Raw genomic sequence first — 16,429 nt, 5'->3', positions numbered from 1 at the left:
TTAGGCGAAAGGAAAAATAAATAACCAGCTCATCGATCCGGCTTAAACCGCAATGGACGGATCGGATTCTTCTTTGGAAAATCTTAAAAAAAGACCACAAAGAATCCAAAACAAAATCACAACTTCGTCGTCTTGAAAATAACACTGAAAGAGTCCGGAAAAGAAAAAACCGGACAATCCGAAAAAATATAAGGAATGTTCATACGGAAGTTTTGTCGTAGTCAACTTCCGATACAATAGGGTTCCTAGAGAAAGAAAAAGTAAAACCGCAGGAAAACCGAAAACCGCAAAAAGATGAAAGTAATCGTTGTGTGCGTGTCCTCTCTGAGTCGTTTCGTAAAAGTAATAAAGTTCCCTGTACTTTTCGGCATGGTCCATTCTGGATTTTTCAATCTCACGATTGTAGTTTCCCGGCCCGACTCCGATAAGCGGGTTTTCTTCGATCAAAGGAAATGTGGAATCCCAAATAATCGTTCTTCCGGAATCCGTATGTTTTTCTTTTCCAAAAAGAGGTTCCGTGATTTTTTGTCCCGCTTGCGTGAATGAAAGTCCGATTCCGACAAGAAGCAGGAATACAAAAACGCCGCTCGCAAAGAGTAAAATTTTTGCAGTCGGTAATTCTTTGCGAACGATTCCCAGTACGAGAAACGCGGTGATCGATGAAAAAATCGCGCCCAATAGGGAGGATCTGGCGTTGTTTAAGAAAACTACATAGAGAAAAAATAAAAGTATAATTCCTTGAATTCCCGCTTTTTTGAAATTTTTATCGAAGAAGGATTTCAAAAAAAGAAACACGGGTACTGGAAAGAAAAATTGTAAAAGCCCGCCGAAGGTGAGATGTGTATTCATCAGACCGATCGGAAGATAAAGAGACAATCCTCCGACATGACCCATGGGGTGAGTGAATTTCCAGTTGGAGGATTCCCGATACAAATCGCTTACGAGTCTGGAAAGACGGACCGGAGAGAAGCTGGAAATAAAACCGGTTACGAGTAGGATCCAAAAAAGAACATTGAGAGTTTTGAGGATCGTTGGAAATTCTTCCTTTTTTAAATTCCAAGCGAGGATAAGTCCGATAAAAAGAAAAATATCTTTGAGCTCCGAGTTAAACGCAGTCTTGAAGTAAGTTCGAAAATTTTCTTCCTGATAAGAATGAATGACAAAGTCGCTCAGATACCATCCGAAGAACAAAACTCCGACGAGGATCGCGGGCTCTTTCCAAAAGCCGGAAGTTTTTGAAGAGAATAACGAAGTCAGGAAGGCAAGAATTAAAAATCCTTGGCTAAGAGATACGGACAGACCGATGGTTACGATACTCGCGCAGAATAAAAAAAGAGTGATTTTTCTAAGACGTTCGGGCATCTTCTCTAATCGATTGAAGTCCAGATTCTACATAACCTGTGAATTGTAAATTCGATATTTTCTTTCAGTCACATCGGATTTCGATAAGTCCGTGGCGAGGAGTTCCTAGATGAGAATCCTTTATTTTTCCGATACCTTTCTCCCGAAGGTGGATGGGGTTGCGATTTCCATGAAAAATTTCGCGGATCTTCTTGTAAAAAGAGGTCATACGTTTGCGATCTGTTGTCCTAAATACGGGGAAGGAGATTTTGATTCCATAGGAGATGGGATTCACATCGAAAGATTCAGAAGCGGGTATCTTCCGAGTTATCCGGATATCAAGGTCGTTCTTCCTTCGCCGACCAAGATCAAAAGAATCATCAAAGAATTCGAACCGGATCTGGTTCACATTCATACTCCCGGTTTGCTTGGGCTTTACGGGATCAACGCGACTGAAAAATACGGAATTCCTACGATCGGAACCTATCATACTTTGATGTCCGAACAGGACATGTATCTTTCCTTTTACAGACTTCTCAAACTGGACAAACTTTTTTTAAAAGCGAGTAAATCCGATAAGAAGTTGAAGCTGAAGGACTTAAGTAAGATCGAAAAATTCGATAAGTTCAATATCCGCAAAAAGATCATACTTAAAATTTCGAACAACATCTACGAACGTTGCGATCTGATTATTTCGCCGTCTCATCTGATCGAAAAACAACTCCGTGAATTCGGATTAAAAACTAAAATTGCGGTCATATCGAACGGGCTCGATCTTACGAGTTTTAAAGGTACGATCAAACAACTGGGTTCCGCTCCGAAACTTCTACACGTAGGAAGAATTTCCTACGAGAAAAATTGCGACGTAATTTTAAACGCGTTTAAACTGATCCACGACGAAATTCCGGATTCCACTCTTACGATTATCGGGGACGGCCCGGCGCTTTCTTCCCTGAAAGTTCAGGCTCAAAATTTAGGCGTGGAAAACGCGGTGACTTTCACCGGGTTTATCAAGAGAGAACAACTTCCGGAAGAGTATCCGAAATACGATCTGTTTTTAACCGCGTCCACGATGGAAACACAAGGACTCGTAATATTGGAATCCGTTGCCTGCGGACTTCCCGCGGTTGGAGTGGATTCCTTTGCGATTCCGGAATTGATCCACGACGGAAGAAACGGATATATCGCCAAACCTTTTGACGTAAAAGGTATCGCGGAAAAAGCGGTAGCGATTTTGAAAGACCCGCTTCTTTACGAAAAGTTTTCGAAAGAATCCATCAAAATTTCCAAGGCGCACGAAATGACGGCCTGTGTGGATAAAATGGAAGAGGTTTATAAAACGGTTGCAAGCGTTAAGAATAAGAAAAAAAGAAACACACTCATCAACATGCTTTTTTCCCTGCCCGATCCGCTGGATCAGTTCTTAAGATATTTTGAATAAACTAAAATAGGGTATTGATGTTGTAAACGACTCGAATCCTTTTGATCACGTCTTCGGGTTGGATCCATTCCATACAAGCAAAGTCTTTACGATAACAAGTTGTGTTTCCGTAAATACTACAGGGCCTACAAGGTAAATTATCGATTTGTAATACTCCGGAATCTTCCTGGCCGAACGGGGCAAAACCGGAATAAGGATGTGTTGTTCCGTAGATCCCGATCACGGGCCTTTTTAAAAGTGCGGCGATGTGTACGTTGGAGGAATCCATTCCGATCATGACGTCCATCCTTTCCATGATCCCGAGTTCTCCTCGGATTCCAAATTTACCGCCGGAAACGATCTTCAAAGATTCCTCAAAACCACGGTTCCATTCCGCGAGAATTTTGGATTCTTCCTTGGAGCCGAAAAGAAAAATTTTAACGTCGGGAAATTCCTCCAAAAGAAGTTTCAGCAGGGTTTTACTTTTTTCTCGAGGCCATTCTTTCAGAGCGTGTCCGGCAAACGGAGCAAAACCGATCCAAAGACTTTCCTTTTTTTGAATATTCTGAGATTCGAAAAATTCTTTCGCGAACATTTTGGATTCGGGGTCCACGTTGATCCAAGGACCTTTTCTGGCCGAAGCCGGATAACCCGCGTTTTCGAAAACTTTGAGATAACGATCCACGGTATGCGGAAGCGGAGTGAGAATTTTTTTCTTTTGACGGATCTGTCTCAGTTTTTCCTTTCTTCCCTTTACGATTCGAAACACTCCGATTCCGCGAATGGAAAAAAGAAGACTGATCAATCTCGATCGAATCGAGGAATGAAGATCGATCACTTTTTCGTACGGACCCAACTTGTCTATCTCCCTAAAAAGTCGATAGAGACCCACAACTCCGCGGTACCGTTTTAGGTTAAAGCCGACTACGTTTACATTCGGAATATTATAAAAGAAAGGCGCGTAGTTTCCCCGTGTAACGATCGTGAGTTGGATGTTGGTATATTTTGCGGCGATCGCTATGATCGCAGGCGCCATAAGAGCGACGTCTCCCATGGCTGAGAATCTCATGACCAATAAATTCATGATTTTTTAGAATACAGGGAAGGATTCAGATTTTGATCGTTGTACATCTTCATCTGACGATATACTTTGTAGAATTTGTCTCCGTTTTTTAAGTCTTCCAACAGTTCGTCCAAACATCGGGAGAGATCGATTCTTTGTTCTAGAAGAACTTCGAGTTTGTGTTTACAAGTACGAATATGATTTTCATCCGCGTCCTTTCTTTGGGTTTGTTCTTCCATGTGAAAGATTTTGAGTTCGAGGATGCTCATCCGATCGATAAGCCAGGCGGGAGTTTCCGAATTCATTCTCGCCCCCGATTTTTTAGGGACGTTTTGAAATTCGGAGGAAATACGATCGTCCAGGATTTCGACGAGATCGGTACGTTCTTGGTTCAGTTTATCGATTTGTCTTTTGAAATTGACCAGTTCCTTGTCCGGCAGATCCGGTCTCCGGATTTCGTCTTCTACGTGCCATTGAATCGTATCGATTTGATTTTTACTGTAGAGGATCGACTCGATACTAACGGATGGAAATGGATTCGGGGAACTTGTTTCCTTTTTATGCCAGTCCACCACGGATTGTCGAAAAACGGCTACAACGGAGTTCGCTTTCAAAGTCATTGTGTATAACATTGTGCGATAAGCCAGAAAATCAAGAGAAAAGCACCGAAAGAAATGCGATTCAAAGATGAGGCATTGAGAAATCCTTTACTTTCTCGTCCTATTAAATAGAGTCACAAACGTTTTATGGCACGAAAAATTCATCCAGAAATCCTAAAGTTTCTTTCCGGCATATCCTTGTTTCAAAAATTATCTCCCGCTGTCCTGACCCGCATTTATCAAAACATCGAGGAAAGAAACGTATATAATCACGACGTAATCTATTATCGGGGAGATATTTCGGATAAACTTTTTATAGTTCGACACGGAGAGGTGATGCTTACTTTCGGTGAATCCGGAAAGTCGGTCAAATATCTAGGCGAGGCGGAATTTTTTGCGGAGAATAGCCTCATGACTAGAACGCAACACGCCGGTTCGGCGATCGCCGTGATGGACACGTTACTTTATGTTCTCGACGGACATTTTTTTCTCAAACTTGCGGAGAAGGAACCGATTCTTTCCAGCAATTTGATACGGCTGATGAGCAATCGATTCAGGGAACATCTCGAACCGGAAAGCGGAATGACTTCTCTTCCCAGAAGGATGATCTGTCACGTTCCTTTAGAAGAAGTTCAAGGTTATAAGGAGAAGTTAGACGCCATCGTAAAGATCGGAGGTTATTCCCACGAAGGAAAGATGACTTTGGTCTCGATGGAGTCTTTCGAAAAGGTCAGTATCCAGGACGCGATCCGAAGGTTATCCTTACTTAGAAATCAGTTCCCCGTCATTCATCTATACTTTCAACAACCCGGTTTAAAGCCGGAACTCGACAAACTTCTTTTACAAGCGGATCAAATCGTTTTTTGGGAAGATAATCCGGAACGGAATCAAAAGAAAAAAACGGAAATCATCTCGTATTTCCGATCTCGAATTCGAAATTTCGCCGGAAGAACGATCCGTTATGTGGACTTGGTCAATTCGATACGCCCCGAAGACAGCGTAAAACATCAGAAAATCTTTCATAAGGAAGAAACGTTCTCCAGATATCTCGTATCCAGAACGAGGGGGCTGGCTCTGGGAGGTGGGGGTGCAAGAGCGTTGGCACACGTCGGGCTTTTGAAAGTATTAGAAAAAGAGAATATAAAAGTGGACGTGGTTTCGGGAGCTTCGTTCGGAGCGGTGATCGCGGCCTTGTATGCGCGCGGGGAAAACACGGATACGATCCACAAGATGATCCATAAATTTTTCGGAGGAATGGACAAACCTTTCGATCCCACCGTTCCTCTTGTTTCCTTTTTCAAAGGTAAAAAAATGAATCGAATGCTGAAGGATGCGTTCGGTTCCGCGCTCATCGAAGACTTAAAAATTCCTTTTGTGACTTCGGCGGTGGATCTTCATAGTGGAGAAGAATACGTGATGGATCGAGGACCGGTTTGGGAAGCCTTAGCGGCTGCGATGAGTCTTCCCGGAATGTTTCCTCCCATTTTTCACGGAGATCATCTTCTAGTGGACGGAGGAGTGATCAATAACGTTCCCGAAAATTTAATACGACAAAAAGGCGCCGACATCATTTTATCGGTGAACGTTTCTCCTCTCAGAGACGAGGCCATCGTAAGACTTTTGGAAGACAGAAAGATAACCGGAAAATCCTTTTTCAAAAATTTCTGGGAGGATTTAAAGTATCCTCCGATTCTCAAGATCATGGGAAGGGCGATCACCTTGGAAGGAAGGGAAATCACGAAACTCAGAAAAGACAAGATGGATCTATTCATCAATCTTCATATAGAAGAATTTTCCTTTTTCGATTTCAACAAATTCGGAGAGATCATTCAAAAGGGAGAGGAAGAAGCGAGGTCTCATCTCGAGGAAATCTACGATCTCTTTTATCCGGGAAAAAAATTCTCAAAAAAGAAAAGATAAAAGAAATTCCTGAAGTCTTGCGGATTCTTTTTTGTAATTGGATCTCCATTCCTCGCTTCCGGAAGGCCCTACCGTGTTCGTAAGCGCAAAGAAAGAATAAAACGGGATCCGAAAATCGTGACAAACTTTTGCGAGACCCCAACATTCCATGTTTTCAAAACCCAGGTCGTGTTCTCTTAGATACTCCAGCGCTTTTCCGGAGACGTTCTCAATCGTGATCGAACCGCTCCCGTTTGCTTTTGAGACTAGAATTTCTTCCATCGAGTCAAACTCGAAAGAATGAGGGAACACATACGAGTCGGGAACGATCTCGGGAACTCGGATTCTTCTTTCGATTTTTCCGAGTTCTTGATTTTCAAACTGAAACGAAAACCCGAATCGATTTTTCCAAAAACTAGGATGCACCCAAGGATAAACTCCGGCGGAACCGACGAATAAAACCTGAGAGGGAAGAACCAGGTTTTTACTTTGGTGTTCGAGTAAGAACTTTTGAAGGCGTAAACCGGCTTCTAAGTTTCCGATTCCACAAAGAAGAACAGGATATTTTCCGGACTTTGAAATTTGATCCAGTTCTTCCGCAATAGCGGAACAGATAAGAGTTTTTTCAGGTTCAATCTTCGTCGTTTTCATACAAGGATTGAATCACGTCGTGATACAAAGCAAAGATTACGTTTCGTTTGAGTTTCATCGTTTCGGTCATTTCTTTTCCTTTTTCAAATTCTTTCGGAAGAATGTGGACATGCGCGATTTTTTCGAAGGATTTAAAACCGGCTTTTGTGGAGATTTTATCCTTTACGATATTCTTAAAGAACGCGCTTACTTCTTTGGAAGAATTCCACTCGTTCGGGTCTTTCGGAATTTTTTTCTCTTGCGATTGAAATTCTTCTTGGACGCGATCGAAAAAGGGCACGATCAAAACCCCCAGATTCTTTCTGTCTTGTCCAACTACGATCACTTGATTGATGAATTCGGATTCGGTGAGTTTCGCTTCGATCGGAGCGGGCTCTAAGTTTTCTCCTCCGGAAAGAACAATCGTATCCTTGGCCCTTCCCGCAAATTTCAATTCACCCGTATGTGTCCAGGTCAAAATGTCTCCCGAGTCGAGCCATCCGTCTTGTAGAGTTTTGGCGGTTTTTTCGAGCTCCTTATAATAACCGACGGTGACGTGCGGTCCCTTGTGCCAGGCTACTCCTTTTTCTCCGGGAAGGCTTACGATTTTTCCGTCTTCTCCTACGAGTTTGATTGCGGTTCCGGGTAACGGTGCGCCGATGGCTCCGTTTTTCGGAAGAGGAAATTCTCCGATGGCGCCGATCCCGGTTGTTTCCGTCATACCGTAGGTTTCAATGATCGGAATTCCCGCGCTTCGAAAGAAAAATTGAATGTGCGGGGGCATCGCGCCCGCGCCGCATAACGCGAAACGGATTCTCCCTCCGAATAAATCTCTCACTCTTTCCAAAATTTTATAAGAAAGAATTTTAACGGGATATAGAAAAAGAAGAAACACGCTCGCTACAAAACGATCGATCGTTTTTTGATTCGGGTTTTCGGTCTCCGTGCTCGCATAAGAATCTCGGATCGTATCTTGGAGGCTCGTAGTGATCGCGGCCATTTTTACCGCAAAGTGAAAGAGTTTCTGTCTGAGAGGCGGGCTTTTGCGAACCGTATCGTGAATTCTTTTATAAAGACCTTCCCAAAGTCTGGGAACCGAAACGAGCACGGTGGGTTTTACCTTTTGCATATCCGCAGGAATTGTGGGAACCGAAGAACAGGCCATGGAAGCTCCCCAGGAAATGAGAGTTGTTTCCAAAAGTCTTTCGGCGATATGCCAAGGAGGAAGAAAGACGATGGTCCTATCGTTGCAGGAGGCCGGAACGAATTCTTGCAGTTGGTGAATTCCCCAAGTAAAACTTCTGTGATTTAACATCACACCTTTCGGCGCGCCGGTGGTTCCGGAAGTATAGATGATGGTCGCGAGATCCTTACCGACTAAACCTTCTCCTCTTTGCTCGTAGGATTTGTCTCCCTTTTTGATTCTGGATTTTTCTCCTTCTAAAAGTGCGTCTTCTAAAAAGAAAAATTTCACTCCTGAAAGTCGATCGCGGGCGTTTTCCAAGTCCTTCCATCTTGCGGGGGGATCGATGAGAAGAATGGTTTTTACGTTTGCGAGGCCGGACGTATCTTCCAACAATTTCTTCAGGACTTTTTCGTTTTCCAAAAAAAGAATCTTGGCTTCGGAATGTTCGAGAATGTATTTCAAGTCGTCGAGTGTGGCGTCACAACCGCGGGGAACGTCCACACAACCGATCGTGACCAAGGAAAGAGAACAAAGTGACCATTCATAACGATTATCGCATATAAGCGCCGCCGTGTTTCCTTTCCGCATCCCTAGATCGATCAGAAACGTGGAAAGGTTCTTAAGATTTTCATACCAATCCTGATAAGAGATTCCTCGGAAGTCGCCCGATTCCTCCCGAAGCCAATACATCGGACGATCCGCGTAAACGGTCGTTACGTCTCTGAGTAGGTGATAAAGGCTCGTTTTTTCCATACGGTTTTAAGGGAGTAGACCCAGGGTTTCCTTGACCCCGGTCATCAGATTGATGTTTTGTAGAGCCTGACCTGCGGCGCCTTTTAAGAGGTTGTCCAGAGCTGCAACGACGACTAACGTGTTTCCTCTTTTACGAAGTGAGATGTCCAAAAAGTTCGTGTGTTGTATTTTTCTCAGTTCTACCTCTTCCGGAGTTTTTAGGATTCGGATGAAAGTTTCGTCTTTGGAAGATTTTTGTAAGGCAGTCAGAGGATCCACGGACGGCTCCGAAGCAAATTCCAATACGATCGTAGAAAGAATTCCTCTAAAAACCGGAAGTAAATGCGGAGTAAAAACGACTTCCGGTTCGGGAAGTCCCGATTGAGCGTAAATGTATTCCTGAATTTCGGGTTCGTGTTGGTGAGAAAGAACCTTGTAGGCCCGAAAATTTTCATACACTCCCGTAAAGGAATAACCCGAGTCTTCCGTTCTTCCACCCGCGCCGGAAACACCCGACTTGGAATCGGCAATGATCCGAGGTTTTAGATTTTTTTTAAGTTCGCCTAACAAAAACACGGGCAGAATTACGGAAGTGGAAAAACAACCCGGATTGGAAACAAAGTCCGCGCCTTTCAGTTTATCTCTAAAAATCTCCGGGATTCCGAAAACGGCTTTGTCGACGTAGGAAAATCGGGTGTGTTTTAATCCATAAGATTTTTCTAATATTTTTTGATTATGAAGTCTATAAACCCCGGAAAGATCGATTACCTTATGACCTGCGTCCAAAAATTTGGGAGCCGCTTCGATCGACACCTCGTTGGGTACTGCGAGCGCGACTAAGGATTTTTGGGGAATTGGGTCTTCGTGTTTGCGAAAGATGAGATTTTTTGGAAAAGGGATTTCGGGAAAAACTTCGGCGATTGTTTTACCCGCCAATTTATCGCTCGTGATATGAACGACGTCGTGTTCTTTTTGGCGGGAAAGAAGGGAAAGTAGTTCTTTACCGGTTAAACCGCCCGCTCCTAAAATGCTGATCTCTGCCATAATCCCAACTGTTTTTTTGGAAACGTGTCCTAAAAGGTCTCGCTCTTTTGAAAAATGTGGGAACTCTCACATGTTCTTCGCGATTTGTAGGACAAGCTCTTGGTTTCTTAAGAAAGATTTTAATTTGGGGGAAAATACTGTAACTAAAAAAAACGCCGAATGATTTCTCATTCGGCGGTCAAGGGTTCCTAAAAAGAAAGCCAGTTTGTTTAGCCTGCGGCCTGTTCTAATTTTTCCTCTTTGCGCGGTTTTTTATTTTCCTGAGTCGGCAACAAAGGGAGGCCGTTTAGATCTCTGATCATATTTTCAACGGTAAAGGCGATTTCCGGGTTGTTTTTGAGATATTCCTTAGCCGCGTCTTTTCCCTGCCCAATTTTCTCCGTATTGTAAGAATACCAGGCTCCAGCCTTATGAATGATATCATGCTTTACACCGAGGTCAACCAGAGAACCTTCTCTACTGATTCCCGCGTTGAAGATTATATCAAATTCCGCCTGTTTAAACGGGGGCGCGCACTTATTTTTAACGACTTTGACGCGAACCCTATTTCCAACGGATTCTTCCTTCTCCTTGATCGTTTCGATCTTTCGGATGTCCAAACGAACCGAGCAGTAAAATTTCAGAGCGTTTCCACCCGTGGTCGTTTCCGGAGAACCGAACATTACCCCGATTTTCATCCGGATCTGATTGATAAAGATGACAACGGTTTTGGATTTTGCAATCGTTCCGGTCAGTTTTCTAAGAGCCTGAGACATGAGTCTTGCTTGTAAACCCATGTGAGAATCTCCCATATCTCCCTCGATCTCCGCCTTAGGCACAAGCGCGGCCACGGAGTCAATCACAATCATATCGATTGCATTGCTTCGTACCAAGGATTCGCAGATTTCCAGAGCTTCTTCCCCATTATCCGGTTGAGAAACCAAAAGTTCGTCTATATTGACACCGAGTTTTTTCGCGTAGGACGGATCCAGCGCGTGCTCTGCGTCGATGAACGCCGCCACACCACCTCTTTTCTGAGCTTCCGCGATCGCCGAGAGGGTAAGGGTCGTTTTTCCGGAAGATTCAGGTCCGTAGATTTCTACAATTCTTCCGATCGGATAACCGCCAATGCCGAGCGCGACGTCCAAATCCAGAGAACCGGAAGGTATGACCTGAACCGTCTGTTTTGCGGCGTCCGATCCCAATTTCATGATCGCACCTTTTCCAAATTGTTTTTCAATTTGGCTCATCGCTTGCTCGATCGCTAACTTTTTGGAATCGTCTACGTTCTGAGCTTCCTCTTTACTTTTCTTCATGATACCTTCTCCCATGTTTTTTGCCTCCTTCCTTTACGGTTCCGGGAAGGAGGTTCGCGTCGCATCAGCGGCAACCTTTTTTTAAGTATAATTCCCAATCCGGACAAAAATAGGATCTGCGACCTAAAAAAACGAATCGGTTTCGATTTTTTTCGAAAACTCGGGTTTATGTCACCCGGTTTTCTAAGAGCAAAATTAAAATAGATGTAATTATTTGTATAGCAAAAATTTGAGTATTATTGAGAAAGGATCGATTTTTTTTCCTGATCTAAAGTTTTCTGAGCTTGAATGGCTTTTCGGAGGGTTTCCCTGTTTCGAATCCAAAAACTTCGAAAGAAAAAAATCGTAAGAACCAGAGCACAAACGAAAAGAAGGACACTGATTGTGAGACGGAACCAAAAGGAAATCGCCGATTGAGAAGGAAAGAAAAATAACGTGCCGGCGTTCAATCGAATCTTTTCGCAACCTTGGCAATTTGTGTTTCGCGTTTTATATAAGGAACTCAGTTCTTCTGCGGTGATTTTCCATTCCGAAGATTCCTGAGAATAGAGAAGGGTTTCGTCCTCCGAAAAATAATAAAATGCGCCGGCCAAACCTGTCTTTAGGAATTCAACGGATGTGATTCCCGTTTGTCTTCCGAGATAAAAATCAATAAAATAATCTTTGATTGTAAAACTTCGAATTTGCGAAAGATTCGGAAATTCATTTCCGGACGAAACCAGATGAAACAGCGTGGACTTTTGATTTCGGATTCGGATTCCCCCTAGGTTCGGAATTTTTTCCAGTTCTTTTTTGAGAACATCTTTCGACACTTTCGACGGAAAAGAAGAATTTTCAAGTCGGGAAGATAGAACTTTTTTCAAATAGGCTTCCAGTCTGGATTCTTCTTCTTGTTTCCAAACGGGAATCGACTCGACAAGCCAGGATTTTTCCACGGCGGCCGGGTCTCCTAAAAATCGTTTTATAACTGCAAGTCCGTCCGCAAAAGTTGTCGTTTCTGCGGTTAGGGATTGATTCCAAAATAAAAGAAAAACGAAAGTGAAAAAAAGACGTTTCATAAAAGTCCTAAGGGATGATACGAAGACAAACTCTATTTTTTTGTTTGGAGCTTGTCCCAAAACATCAAACAATCGTAGAAACTTTGCAGCCATTCCAATAGAATCGGATGGTTATGAGATAGACTCTAGATTATAAGATCTGAAATAAAATGAGTTTATCCTCAAACTTAACGAATTGAAAGGAAGGACATCGGATTTCTACCGCAATCAAAAACGATTTTCCCGCTTCATTTTGGCCGGATGAAAACTTTTGTTTCAAGCTCTTTTTTAGTCCGCCGGTTTCTAGTGGATAGATTTTAGGGATCAGAGTTCAGAGATTTTACAGAAGAGGAAGATTCTACTTTGTTAAAGTCTGATCACCCTTTTAAGAAAAATCACTCTCAACTCTGAATTCTATTCACTGGTCCCTAATACTCTAGATCTCCCTTTTCGGAAAAATCTCTGAATTCTGATTTCTCCTAGTAAATCATTTTATCCTATACAAGTGGAGAATCTTTGAAATAATCATAGAAATCGATTTTTAGGTTTTTATCATGTCCGACTGTCCTCTTTGCAAGTTCCATCAGTCCGGTGATCGCTCCGAAATTCTCATGCAATTCGGAGAGTTTGCGGTCCGCCACTGTGAGGAAGAAAAAAGACTCAAAGGTTATCTTTACATCGAACCTCGTTCGCATTGGACCTCTTACCAGGATTGGACAACGGATTCGTTTTCCGATTTCGGAAAGGCCCTTGAGTTCGCAACGTCCTGGATCTATAAAAATTATTCTCCCGTTAAGGTTTATACGGTGACCGTTTCGGAGATGGTTCCTCACATGCACTTTCATCTGATCCCGAGGTATTCCGACGATTTAAAGGGAGTCGATTATATCCGGCTCGCTTTGCAGGGAAAATTACCCGAACATAATTACATTCGAGATTTATAATGTTTTCGTTTTAAAATTCGAAGAAGGGGAGAAAGTTTATGAAAGTTTTGAAATCGGGAAACATTCTGTGTATAACGATTGTTTCTTTTTTGCTGAGCGGTTGTATCTACAGAGACATTCGAGTTCCCGGACTCAGTACGAACTTCACTCAATACGTTTTGAACTCGGATGATTTTCAAATTTTAGGAACCGTGGAAACCGAAGGAGTTTACACTTCCTGGTTTTTACTTTGGGTTACGGGGGAAACCGGTTATAGAGAATTGCTCGATAAATCCAAGGCCCTCGGCGGAGATGAAATCATCAACTACCGTTTTGAAGTCGTAGAAACGAGTATTCTTCTGATCGTTTGGAATCGAATCCAATGGAAAGCGACCGCCCACGCGATCAAATACAGGGAAAAAATCAAAAAGCCTTGATCAAAAAGAACTATTGACTCCGAATTTCTTTGGAGTCTAAAAGGATAGAATGCAGACAAACAAAGCCCAACTCATCCTGGAAGCGGGACTTTCCAGAAAAGCGGATTTCGTAGAAATATTTGAAGAAGAAACAAGATCTTCTTCCGTAAGTTTAAGAGATCAAAAGATAGAACAGAGTTTTGCGGGAATCGATTACGGAATCGGAATCCGCCTTATTTACGGAACCGATGTTCTTTACGCACATACCAACAACGATGATCCGGAACATTTGATTTCTCTTATAGACCTTTTAGCGGATTCCAGGGGAGCCGCCAAGGGTTCCGGGCAGGCCCTCGTTTTAAGAGGAGATCTGAAGTCCCCTTTGTTTCCGACAAACATTCGAGATCCTCGTAAGGTTTCTCCCGATGAAAAATTGGAACTTTTGTTTTGCGCGGACAAAACCGCCCGAAACATTTCCTCCCATATCGTTCAAGTCGGCGCTTCCGCATCCGATTCCGTTTCCAGAATCGGAATCTACAATTCGGAAGGTTTGTCTCTCGAAGATTTGAGAGTGCGAAGTCGTTTTAACATCAACGTCGCCGCTGAAAAAGAAGGAGAACGATTTGTCGCATCGGAAAATCCGGGAGCCGGAAAAGGTTTTGAATTTTTCAGCGATCTTCCCGTAGAACAACTGTCCAAAACCGCAGCCGAAAGGGCGCTTCTCATGTTATCTGCGGGTTACATCCAAGGAAAAAAAATGCCCGTCGTGATGGGGAACGGTTTCGGCGGAGTGATCTTTCACGAAGCCTGCGGACATCCGCTTGAAACCGAAGCAATCCGTAAAAACTCCTCTCCCTTTGTGGATAAACTTGGGGAGAGAATCGCCCGATCTTGTTTAACCGCGATCGACGACGGTACAATTCCCGATTCTTGGGGAAGTATCAACGTGGACGACGAAGGTTCTCCTCCTCAAAAAACCGTTTTGATCGAGAACGGAATTTTAAAAAGTTATCTCGCCGATCGGATCGGAGCCGAAGAAGTCGGAGTCAGACGAACAGGAAGCGCCAGAAGGGAAAGTTATATGTACGCTCCCGTTTCCAGAATGAGAAACACATACATCGCCTCGGGAAAAGATTCCTTCGATTCCATGTTAGCCGGAATCGAATACGGACTTTTTGCCAAAAAAATGGGAGGAGGTTCGGTGAATCCTTCCACGGGAGAATTTAATTTCTCAGTGGAAGAAGGATACGTTATCCGAAACGGTAAAGTCTCCGAACCCGTTCGAGGCGCGACTCTTATCGGCAAAGGAGACGAAATTCTTCCCAAAATCAGCATGGTCGGGAGCGACTTGGAACTTGCGGCGGGAATGTGCGGAGCGTCTTCGGGATCGGTTCCCGTAACCGTGGGACAACCTTCCTTGAAAGTGGACGAGATCCTCGTCGGAGGCCGTTCATGAATCTGGACAAGTCCGTTGAATACGTGTTAGACGTTTGTAAGAGAAAGGGGCTTGACTCATACGATCTCGTCGCTTCGGAATCCAAGGATGTGGGAATCGAACTCTTTCGTAAAAGAGTAAGCAATACGGAACTTTCCAATTCCAGAGGGATCGGAATCCGTTTGATTCAGTCCGGAAAACCCGGTTATTCTTACAGCGAAAAACTATCCGAGGAAGCGTTGACGCAGATGGTCGAGGACGCGGTCGCCCAGTCTAAAATTTCAGATCCGCTTGATATCGATCTTCCCGGACCTTCGCCACTTCCCAAAATCGAAATTCGTTCTTACGAAGAATCTCTGGAATCTCTCGGTTTTGAATGGTTGAAATCCACGGGTGAAAAATTGGACGACCTTGCCTGGTCCGTCGGGGAAAAAATAGAAAACGTTCCTTATTCTTACGCGGGTAAAACCTGGAGCCGATTTATATTAGCAAATTCGAATGGGCTTTACCACGGCGAAAAGTCGAATCTGATTTCGGCGGGGGTCGCGTTAGTCGCAACCGATGGAAAAACCAAAAAGATGGGAGGTTACACCCGTTCCGGTTTGGATTTGGAAAGAATTCAACCCGAATTCATCGTGTCCACGGCGGCGGAACGCTCCTTGGCTCTTTTGGGAGCAAAACCCGTAAAAAGCGGTTCTTACCCGATCGTCCTTTCCAATCGGATCAGCCCTCAAATTTTCGGAATGTTTTCTTCTCCTTTTTCTGCGGATAGCGTCCAAAAAGGTCTGTCCAGACTGGACGGTAAAGTCGGTTCTCAAATTGCATCACAAAATTGGAATGTGTTTTGCGATCCGCACGTTGTCGATTATCCGGGCTCCAGACTTCTCGACGCGGAAGGAATTTTAACTCAGAAAAAAGCGGTGATCGAAAACGGAATTCTTCAGACCTATCTCTACAACTTGGAATCCGCCAAAAAGACCGGCGTTTCTCCGACCGGAAACGCGGTTCGTTCTTACGGTGGAAGGGTCGGCACTTCGTTTAACAATTACGTGGTTCCCAAAGGTGATAAAACTCTCGAAGAATTGTTGAACGGTTATCCGGAATGTATTTATGTTTTAAAACTCGAAGGCGGCTCCGGATGTAGCGCCGTTTCGGGTGAGATTTCCATCGGTGTGCAGGGGATCTATTACAAAAACGGAATACCCGTTCATCCGGTGGATCGTATAACGATGAATCTGAATTTTTTCGATCTTCTTTTTAGAATCGAAGGAATTTCAAACGAATATAACGATTCCTACTCTTCGATCAAAGTTCCGGACGTTTTGATCCGGGAAGCGAGTATTGCGGGCTAAGATTCGACTTTTCGCTTGCCTTTGTTTTTAGGTTGGGGTTTGATTTCCGAAACAAAC

Annotated in this window: 15 protein-coding genes; 7 read left to right on the top strand and 8 right to left on the bottom strand. The window is 43.6% G+C overall.

Annotated features, from left to right (window positions below; genetic code table 11):
• Positions 1-42 precede the first annotated feature (42 nt).
• A complete protein-coding gene (locus tag LEP1GSC060_RS04815) occupies positions 43-1,305 on the bottom strand; it encodes an O-antigen ligase family protein (protein ID WP_338041947.1) in 1,263 nt (420 codons plus the stop codon).
• Here LEP1GSC060_RS04815 and LEP1GSC060_RS20805 point away from each other — a divergent pair.
• Together LEP1GSC060_RS20805 and LEP1GSC060_RS04810 are read left to right on the top strand one after the other, a co-directional pair.
• A complete protein-coding gene (locus LEP1GSC060_RS20805) occupies positions 1,205-1,411 on the top strand; it encodes a hypothetical protein (RefSeq protein ID WP_338041946.1) in 207 nt (68 codons plus the stop codon). The two genes, LEP1GSC060_RS04815 and LEP1GSC060_RS20805, sit on opposite strands and share 101 nt — an antisense overlap.
• Positions 1,412-1,471: 60 nt before the next feature.
• Positions 1,472-2,782 carry a glycosyltransferase gene (locus LEP1GSC060_RS04810; RefSeq protein ID WP_002996996.1) on the top strand — a complete coding sequence of 437 codons (1,311 nt, stop codon included), beginning with the start codon at positions 1,472-1,474 and terminating at the stop codon, positions 2,780-2,782.
• Between the two features lies 1 nt (position 2,783).
• Here LEP1GSC060_RS04810 and LEP1GSC060_RS04805 read toward each other — a convergent pair whose 3' ends face one another.
• Positions 2,784-3,845, bottom strand: a complete 1,062-nt coding sequence (locus tag LEP1GSC060_RS04805) for a glycosyltransferase family 9 protein (protein WP_155119623.1) — start codon at positions 3,843-3,845, stop codon at positions 2,784-2,786.
• The gene (locus LEP1GSC060_RS04800) at positions 3,842-4,444 is read right to left on the bottom strand and encodes a DUF4254 domain-containing protein (protein ID WP_002997031.1); all 603 of its coding nucleotides are present in this window, start codon (positions 4,442-4,444) and stop codon (positions 3,842-3,844) included. The genes LEP1GSC060_RS04805 and LEP1GSC060_RS04800 overlap by 4 nt, the downstream gene beginning before the upstream one ends.
• 126 nt (positions 4,445-4,570) lie before the next feature.
• Here LEP1GSC060_RS04800 and LEP1GSC060_RS04795 point away from each other — a divergent pair, with 126 nt between their 5' ends.
• Complete coding sequence (locus tag LEP1GSC060_RS04795; RefSeq protein ID WP_002997057.1) at positions 4,571-6,343, top strand: patatin-like phospholipase family protein; 1,773 nt, start codon at positions 4,571-4,573, stop codon at positions 6,341-6,343.
• On the opposite strand, the gene LEP1GSC060_RS04790 is transcribed toward LEP1GSC060_RS04795, so the two are convergent.
• The 5 genes from LEP1GSC060_RS04790 to LEP1GSC060_RS04770 all read right to left on the bottom strand — a co-directional run bounded on the left by LEP1GSC060_RS04790 (position 6,326) and on the right by LEP1GSC060_RS04770 (position 12,267).
• Positions 6,326-6,973 (bottom strand): nucleoside phosphorylase-I family protein, encoded by a 648-nt coding sequence (locus LEP1GSC060_RS04790; protein ID WP_002996916.1) that lies wholly within the window; start codon positions 6,971-6,973, stop codon positions 6,326-6,328. The genes LEP1GSC060_RS04795 and LEP1GSC060_RS04790 overlap by 18 nt on opposite strands.
• Positions 6,954-8,891 (bottom strand): long-chain fatty acid--CoA ligase, encoded by a 1,938-nt coding sequence (locus LEP1GSC060_RS04785; protein WP_002996876.1) that lies wholly within the window; start codon positions 8,889-8,891, stop codon positions 6,954-6,956. Before LEP1GSC060_RS04785 ends, LEP1GSC060_RS04790 begins: the two co-directional genes overlap by 20 nt.
• 6 nt (positions 8,892-8,897) lie before the next feature.
• On the bottom strand, positions 8,898-9,914 hold the full coding sequence (argC, locus tag LEP1GSC060_RS04780; protein ID WP_002996873.1) for an N-acetyl-gamma-glutamyl-phosphate reductase: 1,017 nt from the start codon (positions 9,912-9,914) through the stop codon (positions 8,898-8,900).
• 209 nt (positions 9,915-10,123) lie between these two features.
• Complete coding sequence (recA, locus tag LEP1GSC060_RS04775) at positions 10,124-11,224, bottom strand: recombinase RecA (protein ID WP_002996988.1); 1,101 nt, start codon at positions 11,222-11,224, stop codon at positions 10,124-10,126.
• 221 nt (positions 11,225-11,445) lie between these two features.
• The gene (locus LEP1GSC060_RS04770; RefSeq protein WP_036095371.1) at positions 11,446-12,267 is read right to left on the bottom strand and encodes a hypothetical protein; all 822 of its coding nucleotides are present in this window, start codon (positions 12,265-12,267) and stop codon (positions 11,446-11,448) included.
• A 533-nt stretch (positions 12,268-12,800) separates the two neighbouring features.
• Between LEP1GSC060_RS04770 and LEP1GSC060_RS04765 the strand changes: the two genes are divergently transcribed.
• Genes LEP1GSC060_RS04765 through LEP1GSC060_RS04750 form a run of 4 tightly spaced genes read left to right on the top strand, consistent with a single transcriptional unit; the run spans position 12,801 to position 16,372 of the window.
• Positions 12,801-13,190, top strand: a complete 390-nt coding sequence (locus LEP1GSC060_RS04765) for an HIT family protein (RefSeq protein WP_036095370.1) — start codon at positions 12,801-12,803, stop codon at positions 13,188-13,190.
• 38 nt (positions 13,191-13,228) lie between these two features.
• Entirely contained in the window at positions 13,229-13,606 is a 378-nt protein-coding gene (locus tag LEP1GSC060_RS04760; RefSeq protein WP_002997046.1) for an LIC11742 family lipoprotein, read from the top strand.
• A gap of 49 nt (positions 13,607-13,655) precedes the next feature.
• Positions 13,656-15,041: a TldD/PmbA family protein gene (locus LEP1GSC060_RS04755; protein WP_002997019.1), complete on the top strand. Its 1,386-nt coding sequence runs from the start codon at positions 13,656-13,658 to the stop codon at positions 15,039-15,041.
• Positions 15,038-16,372: a TldD/PmbA family protein gene (locus tag LEP1GSC060_RS04750; RefSeq protein ID WP_002997027.1), complete on the top strand. Its 1,335-nt coding sequence runs from the start codon at positions 15,038-15,040 to the stop codon at positions 16,370-16,372. Before LEP1GSC060_RS04755 ends, LEP1GSC060_RS04750 begins: the two co-directional genes overlap by 4 nt.
• Positions 16,373-16,429: the final 57 nt, after the last annotated feature.

Source organism: Leptospira weilii serovar Ranarum str. ICFT (genome assembly GCF_000332415.1).
Lineage (GTDB): Bacteria > Spirochaetota > Leptospiria > Leptospirales > Leptospiraceae > Leptospira > Leptospira weilii_A.
The sequence above is the reverse complement of the archived record's forward strand: the minus strand, read 5'-3'. Positions and strand labels throughout refer to the sequence as shown.

Excerpts from the sequence above, each read along its gene's own strand:
- LEP1GSC060_RS04760 (WP_002997046.1), top strand. The coding sequence starts at position 13,229 with ATGAAAGTTTTGAAATCGGGAAACATTCTGTGTATAACGATTGTTTCT.
- LEP1GSC060_RS04790 (WP_002996916.1), bottom strand. The coding sequence starts at position 6,973 with ATGAAAACGACGAAGATTGAACCTGAAAAAACTCTTATCTGTTCCGCT.
- LEP1GSC060_RS04800 (WP_002997031.1), bottom strand. The coding sequence starts at position 4,444 with ATGACTTTGAAAGCGAACTCCGTTGTAGCCGTTTTTCGACAATCCGTG.
- argC (WP_002996873.1), bottom strand. The coding sequence starts at position 9,914 with ATGGCAGAGATCAGCATTTTAGGAGCGGGCGGTTTAACCGGTAAAGAA.
- LEP1GSC060_RS04795 (WP_002997057.1), top strand. The coding sequence starts at position 4,571 with ATGGCACGAAAAATTCATCCAGAAATCCTAAAGTTTCTTTCCGGCATA.
- LEP1GSC060_RS04785 (WP_002996876.1), bottom strand. The coding sequence starts at position 8,891 with ATGGAAAAAACGAGCCTTTATCACCTACTCAGAGACGTAACGACCGTT.
- LEP1GSC060_RS04805 (WP_155119623.1), bottom strand. The coding sequence starts at position 3,845 with ATGAATTTATTGGTCATGAGATTCTCAGCCATGGGAGACGTCGCTCTT.
- LEP1GSC060_RS04770 (WP_036095371.1), bottom strand. The coding sequence starts at position 12,267 with ATGAAACGTCTTTTTTTCACTTTCGTTTTTCTTTTATTTTGGAATCAA.
- recA (WP_002996988.1), bottom strand. The coding sequence starts at position 11,224 with ATGGGAGAAGGTATCATGAAGAAAAGTAAAGAGGAAGCTCAGAACGTA.
- LEP1GSC060_RS04755 (WP_002997019.1), top strand. The coding sequence starts at position 13,656 with ATGCAGACAAACAAAGCCCAACTCATCCTGGAAGCGGGACTTTCCAGA.
- LEP1GSC060_RS04810 (WP_002996996.1), top strand. The coding sequence starts at position 1,472 with ATGAGAATCCTTTATTTTTCCGATACCTTTCTCCCGAAGGTGGATGGG.
- LEP1GSC060_RS04750 (WP_002997027.1), top strand. The coding sequence starts at position 15,038 with ATGAATCTGGACAAGTCCGTTGAATACGTGTTAGACGTTTGTAAGAGA.
- LEP1GSC060_RS04765 (WP_036095370.1), top strand. The coding sequence starts at position 12,801 with ATGTCCGACTGTCCTCTTTGCAAGTTCCATCAGTCCGGTGATCGCTCC.